Genomic DNA, 8,322 nt, shown 5'->3' with positions numbered 1-8,322 from the left:
GCTCGCCCTTGCCGATATTGACCGGCTTGATCTGGTAGGGAAGGCCGACCTCCTCCAGAAACATGGTGATCTTGTGGCCATTCGGGGTCGGCCAGTAGTAGAGATCGATCATGCCGCAGCCTGTCCGTTCCAGTGGGGCAGAAGTAGCTTCAGGTAGGCACCCGCGACGACAGCGGCAAGCCGTGCCCGGTTCAGTGGCGCCTCACCGGCGGCGCAGCACGCTGGCGTCGACCCTGCGGCCGAACACCATGCCGATCACCGCACCGATCGTGATCGCAGTCGCCATCGGACGGGCAGTGCCGTCATGCAGCATGCCCACCAGGCTGGAAGCGGCGGCGGCCAGCGAGAACTGCACGGTGCCGAGTAGGGCGGAGGCAGCGCCGGCCCGATCCGGGAAGGAGGCCATCGCGATCGCAGTGGTGTTGGGCATCAGGAGGCCAAGGCTCGCGATCACCAGGAACAAGGGTACCAGCGTCAGGACCAGGCTGTGCAGCCCGCTCCAGGCCACCGCCAGCAGGACCAGGCAGGCCAGGACCTGGATGATGCCGGCAGCGCGAATCATGCGGCTGGGATCGACCTTGCGCGCGATGCGGGCGTTGACCTGGGCCACGATCACGAAGCCGATCGCATTGGCGCCGAACACCCAGCCGAAATGGCGCTCCGGGATGCCGTAGAGCTCGATCAGCACGAATGGTGCGCCGGCGATATAGGCGAACATGCCCGCGATCGCGCACCCCCCGGCCAGGGCCGGCATCAGGAAGCGCCGGTCGACCAGCAGGCCGGCATAGGTCGCCAGCACCGCGTTCGGGGCAATCGAGCGCCGCATCGCGGGTGGCAGGCTTTCCGGGAGCCGGGCGAGCACGGCGACGAGGCAGCCGGAGGCGAACAGGGCCAGGAACCAGAACACGGACTGCCAGCCAAGTGTCACCAGGAGCTGGCCGCCGAGCAGGGGTGCCAGGATCGGCGCCAGCCCGGTCACCAGCATGAGCGCCGCGAATACCGGGATGGCGTCGGAAGCCGGGAACAGGTCGCGCACCACGGCGCGCGCGATCACCACCGAGGCGCAGGCGGCCAGACCCTGCACGAAGCGCAGGACGGCCAGTGCCGCAACCGAGGGGGCCATCGTGCAAGCGAACGAGGCGACGGCGAACAGGATCAGGCCGATGACCAGCGGCCGCCTGCGCCCGTAGCTGTCCGCGAGCGGCCCCCACACGGCCTGGCCAAGGGCGAAGGCCAGGAAGAAGGCGGCGAGCGTCGTCTGCACATGGCCGATATCGGTGCGAAACGCCTGCGCCAGAGTCGGGAAGGCCGGCAGGTACATGTCGATGGCGAGCGGGCCGAAGGCCGTGAGCGCGCCCAGGATGACGATGAACTCGGTCCGGCGGCCGGCCAGCGCCGGCTTGGTGGTCGCGGAAGATGGCAAGGAGGGCAGCTTCATATCGGGCGTGAGACAGGAGGAGAAGCTAGTCCGATGTGGTGCACCCGGCCATACCGGTGCGCCACATCGCACGGATGCACGGATAGCATCCCACCGCGAATCGGCGACCAGAGGAGTCAGGGCATTGGACGACGACTTCCACTACTACGAGCCCAGGCACGGGCACGGGCTGCCGCACGATCCGTTCAACGCGATGGTGGCACCCCGGCCGATCGGCTGGATCTCGTCGCAGGACCGCCACGGCCGGCTGAACCTCGCCCCCTACAGCTTCTTCAACGCCTTCAACTACAAGCCGCCGATCGTGGGCTTCGCCAGCACCGGCTACAAGGACAGCCTGCAGAACATCCAGGACACCGGCGAGTTCTGCTGGAACCTGGTGACCGCCGAGCTGGGCCGGCAGATGAACATCACCAGCGCGCCAGCACCACGTGAGATCGACGAGTTCCAGCAGGCCGGGCTCACCCCGGCACCGTCCAGCGTGGTCGAGGTCCCGCACGTCGCCGAGAGCCCGGTGTCGTTCGAGTGCCGGCGCACCCAGATCCTGCAGCTGCAGGGGGCGGACGGGCAGAAAGTACCCACCTGGATGATCTTCGGCGAGGTGGTGGCCGTCCGCATCCGCAAGGCGCTTCTGAAGGACGGGATCTACGACACGGCCGCCGCCCGGCCGATCACGCGCGGCGGCGGGCCGGCCGACTATTTCGAGATCACACCCGGCGCGCGGTTCCAGATGCACCGCCCAGGCTGGCCCCTGGACGGCCGCTAGAACCGCCGAGGCCGACAGGCCGAGCGGGCGTTTCACGAGACTGCGCCGGATCCCTTCGGCCCCTGGACCTTTTCAGATCTGTTCCAGGGTCACCCATGGGAGAGGCCGGATGCCCGCTACCTATGACCGCATCTCCAAGCTGCTACACTGGCTCGTGGCAGCGCTGGTGGTGACGCAGCTGATCACCGCGCTGACATGGCCGCAATACGGCGACGAGAGCACAGCGCGCTATGTCCTGTTCCGCATCCACATGTTCTCGGGCATCGCGATCCTCATCCTGATGGTGGTGCGGCTGGCATGGCGGCGAAGCAGCCCGTGGCGGCCGCTTCCCGACGACGTGCCCGCTGGGGTGCGGATCGCGTCGCGGGCCAACCACGTCGCCTTCTATATCGCCCTGATCCTCCAGCCCCTGCTCGGCCTGCTGATGATCTCGCCGTTCGGTGGGGGCGGCAGCTGGCTGAACGGGGCGCATGTGATCCTGGGCTGGACCGTGGTGGTCCTGGTCGTCCTGCATGTCGCCGGCGCCTTCTGGCACGGCTTCATCCGCAAGGACCAGGTCATGCAGCGCATGCTGCCGTTCACCACGGCCGACCGGTGAGATCCGTCAGAACTCCAGGCAGATCTTGCCGAAGTGGCTACCGGATTCCTCGTGGCGGAAGGCGTCGGCGATGCCTTCCAGCGGGAAGCTGCGATCGATCACCGGCCGGATCCCGGTCGCGTCCAGGGCCTGCACGAACTCGATCTGGTGGCGGCGGCTGCCGACGATCAGGCCCTGCAGGCGCGCCTGCTTGGCCATCAGAAGGCTGGTTGGCACCTCGCCGGCCCGGCCGGTTAGCACGCCGATCAGCGAGATGTGCCCGCCGATCCTGACCGCGGTGATCGACTGGGGCAGGGTACCGGGGCCGCCCACCTCGACCACATGGTCCACGCCCTGGCCGCCGGTCATCTCCTGGACCAGCCGGCCCCATTCCGGCTGCTGCCGGTAGTTGATGACGTGGTCAGCACCCAGCTCGCGCACCCGCTCCAGCTTCGCGTCGGAGGAGGAGGTGGCGATCACCGTCGCACCCATGGCCTTGGCGATCTGGAGCGCGAAGATCGAGACCCCGCCCGTGCCCAGCACCAGGACGCGGTCGCCGGCCTTCAGCCCGCCATCCACCACCAGGGAGCGCCACGCGGTGAGGCCGGCCGTGGTGATGGTCGCGGCCTCGGCATGGCTCCAGCCCTTGGGGGCGTGGGTGAACCAGCTGGCCGGGCGAGTCACGGCTTGGCGGGCATAGCCGTCGACGCCGTCGCCGGGCGTGGTCTTGAAGTCGGCGACCCGCGCCGGGCCCTCCTGCCAATAGGGGAAGAACCCGGCGACCACATGGTCGCCCGCCTTGAACTCCGCCACGCCGTCGCCCACCGCCTCGACCACGCCGGCGCCGTCCGCCATCGGGATCCGGCCGTCCTCGGTCGGGATCTTCCCGGTGACCACCAGATAATCGTGAAAGTTGAGAGAGCTGCCGTGCAGGCGTACCCGGATCTCACCGGGACCGGGATTGCCTGGATCCGGCAGGTCCGCTTGATCCAGCCGGTCGAGTCCGCCGGGTGCCTTGAGCCTGATCGCCTTCATCCCATTCCCACTCCCTTGGTCTATGTTGCGGCGCGCCGCTGACCTATTCCCGCTCAGGCCCACCTCGGCCCATGCACTGCATGTACTGCACCGATCCTGGCTGGTAGCCTGCATCGATGCAGGACTGGCGTGCGGCGGCGTCTGGATTGGCCGTCCCACCGTCGAACCAGTCGCTACGACGACCTCGATCGTCGCAGCCGGTCAGTACGATGAGGCCGGCACCCAGCAGCAAGAGACTCCATCGTCGACGTGCACGCATCTCGGTTTCTCCGAAAGTCGGGCACCGTGGCCAGCGCCCCTGACCTTCAACCGCCGGCATGCCGCTGCGCTCCTTCAGCCGTTTAGGCGGAACAGCGGGCGTAGGCGGATGCCGACGAGCGAGCCCAAGAAGGCGGTGCCGAACCAGATCCAGCCGTGCAGGCTGCCGGACGCGATGCCGCCCAACAGGGCGCCGATGTTGCAGCCCGAGGAGAGCCTTGCGCCATAGCCCATCAGGAGGCCGCCCAGCACCGCAGCGGCCAGCGAGCCCAGGCGCAGGTCGACCTTGGGGCCGAAGCGGCCGGCCAGGGACGCCGCGAGCATGGCGCCCAGGATCAGGCCGATATCCATGGCCGAGATCGGGTGGGCGAACAGGCTGCCCTCCAGCTGGGCGCGGGCACCGGCACCGGACCAGCTGTCCCAGGCGGCGACGTCGACGCCCAGCGCCGCCAGTCCCTTGGCACCCCAGAGTGCGAAGGCGCCGGTGATGCCCCAGGGATGGCCCGCCACCAGTAAGGTCACCAGCGAGAGCAGGGCCAGGGCCACGGCACCCCAGAGCAGCGGCCAGGGTCCCGTCAGCAGGCGGGGCGTCGCAGCGTCGGTCCAGCCGAGCGGCACCAGCTTGCCGGTGCGGCGCTGCTCGGCACGCGCGGCCAGGTAGGCCAGGCCGCCCAGCGCCGCGAGGCTCAGAACCAGGGTCGGCAGGACGCCGAACTGCTGCCAGAGCGAAAAGGTGCCAAAGCTCGGCAGGCCGCTCCAGGCGGGGGCGTGGGCCACGCCTAGCATGGAGCCGGCGATAAAGGCGAGGAGCGTCACCAGCATCCGGGCACTGCCGCCGCCCACGGTGAACAGGGTGCCGGAGCCGCAGCCACCACCGAGCTGCATGCCGAGCCCGAACAGGAAGGCGCCGGCGAGCAGCGGGACCCCGATCGGCGTGACGAAGCCGCTGACCGGGCGGCCCAGCACCTCGCCGGCCGCGATCACCGGCACCATGAGCACGGTGGCGAGTGCCAGCAGCAGGAGCTGGGCGCGCAGCGAGGCGCTGCGGCGCTCGGTAACGAAGGCGCGCCAGCCGCCAGTGAAGCCGAACGCGGCATGGTAGAGGGCGACGCCCAGCAGGCTGCCGACCAGGACCAGGGCGCCGTTCTTCAGTGAGACGACATTGGCGGCATAAAGGGAGGCGGCGGCCAGGAGCAGCAGGGCCAGGATGGCCACTGTCCGATCCAGAGGCCGCATGGCCGGACCGGCCGAGACCGGTGCCGGCTGGGCGTGAGCGAGACTTGCCATCAGTTCACCGTCCGCTTGGCGCCGACCTCGGTGGGCGCGCCCTCGACCTTGGCCCACTCGTACATCGAGCCGTCATACATGCGCACATCCGGGTTCTGGCCGAGCTTGTTCAGGACGAACCAGCCGACCGAGGCCCAGTGACCGGTGTTGCAGAAAGCGATCTGCTCGCCCTGACCGCCGAGGTCCAGCTTCGCCAGCAGGGCATCCAGCTCGGTCCAGCCGACCGGATGCGCGCCGTCCGGTACCAGCACGTCGTGCGGCAGGCTCACCGCACCGGGGATGGTGCCGGCGACGCCGACATTGGATGGGGTCACCTCCCCAGTATACTGGTCCTTCGGTCGGGCATCGACCAGCGGCACGCCCGCGGCCTGGGCTGCCCGCACGTCCGCGGCGCTGGCGACCAGTTCCGGGCGGAACTGGGCGGTGAAGGTCGCCGGCTCCGGCGTGCGGCCGGGGCCGGTTTCCACCGGCTGGCCCGCCGCCACCCAGCCGGCCTGGCCGCCTGCCAGGATCGATACCTGGTCGTGGCCCATCACGTCGAAGGTCCAGAACATGCGGGTGGCAGCGCCGAAGTCGCTGGAGGTCTGGCCGTGCGGCACGATCACGACATGGCTGTCGTTGTCGATGCCGAGCCCGCCGATCAAGGCCTCGACCTGGTCTTCCGGCGGCAGCATGCCGATCACCTCGCCGGCCTTGGTGCGCCAGCCGGCCTTGGCATAGTCGGAATGGACGGCACCCGGGATGTGGCCGTTCGCGAACAGGTCCGCCGAGGAGCCTTCCTCCACGTCACGGATGTCGAGCACCACCAGGTCCGGGTCCTTCAGATGCGCTGCCAGCCAGGCCGGATCGACCAACGGCTCGGCAGCACCCGCCAGCGCAGTGGAGGCCAGGAGCAGGGCAGCGGCGGATGGCAGGGCAAAGTGCTGCATGACGAACAACCTCGGGGGCGGGAAGACAGCCGGCATGTGGTTATCGCCAGAGGCGTTGTCAAATGCAGAGGGATAACACTATTAACATGTTAAATGCAGAGACCGGTGCCTCGGGTTCGTTCGCGCAAGAACCGGCCTCGCCAGTTCAGGCTGCGGGATCGGCTATGCCTAGCCTACGCCTATTCTAGCATCGGCATGACCGGGATCATATGCGTATAGGAACGGACAGTCGAGCTGTCTCATCGCCGCCAGGGCCTGCTCCTACTGCAAGATATCCGGAAAGTTCCAGACGATGATCTCAGGAGCATCTGGCAGTCCCAAAAAGATCCGCTATTGCAGAAAACTGCCTGAACGCGAGCCCTGATTGTGGTTCTACTCCATGGAACGATTCTAACCGTTGACGTAGTTCGCGCCAAAGCGCACGGTTGACCATGGCAATTCGGTCCATCCGATGATCCCCGACCTCTCGGGCGGGGCAGTGCGCAGCTCGCTCCATTGCTTGCCCGGCAGAGCATTTTCCAGGTCGGGATGAGGATGGCGTGAGCCCCGGCATTGCCTGCCGGGCGGGTTCCGGAGGCTGGGGGGCCGGTTGCCGATCCTTGATCGACTGGGAGGGAACGATGGCGATGAAGCGAACGATCCTGGGCTGGCGGAGCGTCGTGATGGCTGGCGCCCTGGCGCTGGGCGCGGCGGCGCTGCCGGGCGCAGCCGGGGCCGGCGACGACAGCGCCCGCATCCGGCAGGGCTACAAGATCGCGCCGGTCAAGCTGACCATCGGGAACCGCAACCGCGCCCTGGTCGGGCTCGGCAGCTACATCGTCAACGCGCAGGGCGGCTGCAACGACTGCCACACCAACCCGCCTTTTGCCGAGGGCGGCGACCCATTCAAGGGGCAGAAGACCAGGATCAACACCAAAGGCTATCTTGCCGGCGGGGTCCCGTTCGGGCCGGTCACTTCGAGGAACATCACGCCCTACAAGAACAGCCGCCCGGCCGGGCTGACCTTCCGCGAGTTCCGCCGGGTGATGCGCACCGGTCATTCGCCGAACAAGCGCGGCATCCTCCAGGTCATGCCCTGGCCGGTCTACGGCAACATGAACGAGCGCGATCTGGTGGCGATCTACGTCTACCTGCGCTCGATCCCGGCGATCAGGCCGAAGTCCGGCGGCTAGGCCGGCAGCGGGCGAAGGCGGGGGGTGCCGGTCCCAAAGCTCCCGCCCAGCTGGTCGCATGGCTCACCGGGACCCAGTCATTGGAGTAGCCTGGTGAAGATGACCCAGACGTTGCGGCGGTTCGCACTGGCCGCAACCGCACTGCTGCCGCTTGCAACGCCGGCGGCTGCCGAGGCCATGGACCACAAGCCGCCCGCTTGTGCCGACCACACGCCGCACGAGGTCCGCATGGTGAAGGTGGCGCCCGGCGTCGAGCTGGAGGTGGTGGACTGGGGCGGCTCGGGCCGGGCGATGGTGCTGCTCACCGGGCTCGGCGACAACGCGCACGTGTATGATCACTTCGCCTACCAGTTCACCGACCATTTCCGTGTCATCGGCATCACCCGGCGCGGGTTCCTGCCCTCCAGCCAGCCGCGCCACGGCTACGACGTGCCCACCCGGGCGGCGGACGACATCGCGGTGCTGGATGCGCTGGGCATCCGCAGGGCCGTGTTCGTCGGGCATTCCCTGGCCGGCTCGGAACTGAGCGAATTGGGACAGCGGTACGCAGCACGCGTCGACAAGCTGGTCTATCTGGACGCCGCCGACCTGTCGGAGCGCTTCCTGCCTTCGCGCCGCGAGCCGCCCGGCGCCCAGTCGCTCTTCACCGAAGCGGCCCTGAAGTCATTGCAGGACTATCAGGCCGCGTCGGCACGCTACATGGCGCTGCGCGAGCCCGACCCGTCGGTCTGCCTGAACGTCAGGTTCGACGCCGACGGCGCCATCGTGGATTCGACCTCCCCGCAGCGGGTCACCGACCGGCTGCTGGCGGGCGTCGCCGGATCGGCCAACCCGCCGACCAACTGGGCGAGGATCCGGGCCCC

8 protein-coding genes and 1 pseudogene are annotated in these 8,322 nt (G+C 68.5%); 4 read left to right on the top strand and 5 right to left on the bottom strand.

Going from position 1 to position 8,322, the window contains the following annotated elements; all coding sequences use genetic code 11:
- Together EQG76_RS09845 and EQG76_RS09840 are read right to left on the bottom strand one after the other, a co-directional pair.
- Nucleotides 1-112 (bottom strand): annotated as a pseudogene (locus tag EQG76_RS09845) (thiol:disulfide oxidoreductase); the annotation flags it as partial.
- 90 nt (nucleotides 113-202) lie between these two features.
- Nucleotides 203-1,423 (bottom strand): Bcr/CflA family multidrug efflux MFS transporter, encoded by a 1,221-nt coding sequence (locus tag EQG76_RS09840; RefSeq protein WP_200840694.1) that lies wholly within the window; start codon nucleotides 1,421-1,423, stop codon nucleotides 203-205.
- A gap of 139 nt (nucleotides 1,424-1,562) precedes the next feature.
- Here EQG76_RS09840 and EQG76_RS09835 point away from each other — a divergent pair, with 139 nt between their 5' ends.
- Both EQG76_RS09835 and EQG76_RS09830 read left to right on the top strand, forming a co-directional pair.
- Nucleotides 1,563-2,201, top strand: a complete 639-nt coding sequence (locus EQG76_RS09835) for a flavin reductase family protein (RefSeq protein WP_159712907.1) — start codon at nucleotides 1,563-1,565, stop codon at nucleotides 2,199-2,201.
- Between the two features lie 109 nt (nucleotides 2,202-2,310).
- Entirely contained in the window at nucleotides 2,311-2,799 is a 489-nt protein-coding gene (locus tag EQG76_RS09830; protein ID WP_159712905.1) for a cytochrome b, read from the top strand.
- A gap of 6 nt (nucleotides 2,800-2,805) precedes the next feature.
- On the opposite strand, the gene EQG76_RS09825 is transcribed toward EQG76_RS09830, so the two are convergent.
- The 3 genes from EQG76_RS09825 to EQG76_RS09815 all read right to left on the bottom strand — a co-directional run bounded on the left by EQG76_RS09825 (nucleotide 2,806) and on the right by EQG76_RS09815 (nucleotide 6,287).
- Complete coding sequence (locus EQG76_RS09825; RefSeq protein WP_159712903.1) at nucleotides 2,806-3,813, bottom strand: zinc-dependent alcohol dehydrogenase family protein; 1,008 nt, start codon at nucleotides 3,811-3,813, stop codon at nucleotides 2,806-2,808.
- A 333-nt stretch (nucleotides 3,814-4,146) separates the two neighbouring features.
- On the bottom strand, nucleotides 4,147-5,358 hold the full coding sequence (locus EQG76_RS09820) for a YeeE/YedE family protein (protein ID WP_159712901.1): 1,212 nt from the start codon (nucleotides 5,356-5,358) through the stop codon (nucleotides 4,147-4,149).
- Nucleotides 5,358-6,287 (bottom strand): sulfurtransferase, encoded by a 930-nt coding sequence (locus EQG76_RS09815; protein WP_159712899.1) that lies wholly within the window; start codon nucleotides 6,285-6,287, stop codon nucleotides 5,358-5,360. The genes EQG76_RS09820 and EQG76_RS09815 overlap by 1 nt, the downstream gene beginning before the upstream one ends.
- 620 nt (nucleotides 6,288-6,907) lie before the next feature.
- Between EQG76_RS09815 and EQG76_RS09810 the strand changes: the two genes are divergently transcribed.
- Both EQG76_RS09810 and EQG76_RS09805 read left to right on the top strand, forming a co-directional pair.
- Entirely contained in the window at nucleotides 6,908-7,459 is a 552-nt protein-coding gene (locus tag EQG76_RS09810) for a cytochrome C (RefSeq protein WP_159712897.1), read from the top strand.
- 99 nt (nucleotides 7,460-7,558) lie between these two features.
- A partial coding sequence (locus EQG76_RS09805) for an alpha/beta fold hydrolase (protein WP_235031287.1) occupies nucleotides 7,559-8,322 on the top strand: 764 nt, incomplete at its 3' end.

Source organism: Geminicoccus flavidas, assembly GCF_009806515.1.
GTDB classification, from domain to species: Bacteria; Pseudomonadota; Alphaproteobacteria; order Geminicoccales; family Geminicoccaceae; genus Geminicoccus; species Geminicoccus flavidus.
This window is presented reverse-complemented; position numbering and strand designations above follow the sequence as displayed.